The sequence below is a fragment of the Parafrankia sp. Ea1.12 genome, from assembly GCF_900465275.1.
GTDB classification, from domain to species: Bacteria; Actinomycetota; Actinomycetes; order Frankiales; family Frankiaceae; genus Parafrankia; species Parafrankia soli.
This window is the reverse complement of record NZ_UBIZ01000571.1, coordinates 1-1,476: the sequence shown is the minus strand read 5'-3', so window position 1 is coordinate 1,476 and position 1,476 is coordinate 1. Positions and strand designations below refer to the sequence as shown.

Annotated in this window: 1 protein-coding gene and 1 riboswitch; the gene reads right to left on the bottom strand. The window is 75.4% G+C overall.

From position 1 onward, the window contains the following. Nucleotides 1-1,127: ATP-binding protein (locus FMEAI12_RS32020; protein WP_200835479.1), on the bottom strand; the 1,127-nt coding region annotated here is incomplete at its 3' end. A 127-nt stretch (nt 1,128-1,254) separates the two neighbouring features. Beyond that, a riboswitch (cobalamin riboswitch) is annotated at nt 1,255-1,383 on the bottom strand. Nucleotides 1,384-1,476: the final 93 nt, after the last annotated feature.

The window sequence follows — 1,476 nt, the reverse complement described above, 5'->3', positions numbered from 1 at the left end:
CGCCACCGCTGGCCACCACCCGGCGACCCGCCACCAGGAGAATCATCCGGCCCGTCCCCGTCCGGGGGGCCGTCGCCGGGGTGTACCCGGTCGCGCAGCACCTCCTCGACCGTGTCGTCGAGCGCGCCGCCGTCCCCACCCGGGGCGTCGAACGGGCCACGGCGGCGCCGATGCGGCAGCACGAACCGGGCCGAGACCCGAATGTCATCCGGGCTGACCTCCGCCCGACCCTCCCACGCCGCGCGCGCCATCGCCGTCTTCGCCAGCACCACGTCGGCGCGCATCCCGTCGACGTCACACGCCGCGCACACCGCGGCGACCGCGTCCAACGCGGCGTCGGAGAGCTCCACCCGGCCCAACCGGGCCTGCGCGGCCGCGATCCGCCCCGCCAGCTCCGCCTCCGCGCCGGCCCAGACGGCGGCGAACCCGACCGGGTCGGCTTCGAACGTCAACCGGCGGCGTACCACCTGCGCGCGTACCCGCGGGTCACGGCTGGCCGTCACCTGCACCGTCAACCCGAACCGGTCCAGTAGCTGCGGGCGCAGCTCACCCTCCTCCGGGTTCATCGTCCCCACCAGCCAGAACCGCGCCGGATGGCTGACCGACACCCCGTCGCGTTCCACCTGCGCCACCCCGAGCGCGGCCGCGTCCAACAGCAGATCCACCAGATGGTCGGCGAGCAGGTTCACCTCGTCGACGTAGAGCACCCCGCGGTGCGCGGCCGCGAGCAGCCCCGGGCGCAGCGCGGTCACCCCTTCGGCCAGTGCCCGGTCCAGGTCCAACGCGCCGGTCACCCGGTCCTCCGACGCGCCGACCGGCAGCTCCACCAGCCGCGCCGGCCGCGACACCCCCACCCCGCCGGCACCGTGACCGTCGGCGAGGCTGGTCGGGTGCGGGCCATCCGGGCAGTGCACCACCGGCGCCGCCGGATCGCAGGAGAACCGGCAGCCCGGCACCACCGCCACCGGCGGCAGCAACCCCGCCAGCGCGCGGACCGCCGTCGACTTCGCCGTGCCCTTCTCCCCGCGGACCAGTACCCCGCCCACCGTCGGGGACACCGCGTTGAGCAGCAACGCCAACCGCAGATCATCCTGGCCGACCAGCGCGGAGAACGGGAACGTCACCACCGGCCCGCCACCCCCGCACGGGCCGTCGAACGCCACCCGGCCGTCGCCGCGCGGCCGCACACAGTCGTGGGCATGCCGATGTCCTCCCCGGGGTGTCCTCGCCCTCGAAGCCAGCACGGACGGCGGAAGTATCCTGGCTGCCGGATCACCATCCACCCTCGGCCTTCCAACGGCCCGCAGGGCCGCCGTGACCTTCCGCTGAGGGGGACTCCCCGGTAACAGTGGCGGGACCGCGCCGGATTCACACCGGCTTCCTCCCCGACCGTCCGGCGCCCAGCATGGCACATCGGACAACCGGCAGGGGGCGCCCTGAGACCCACGCCCCGTTCCGCCGGCCGCCGCCCACCAC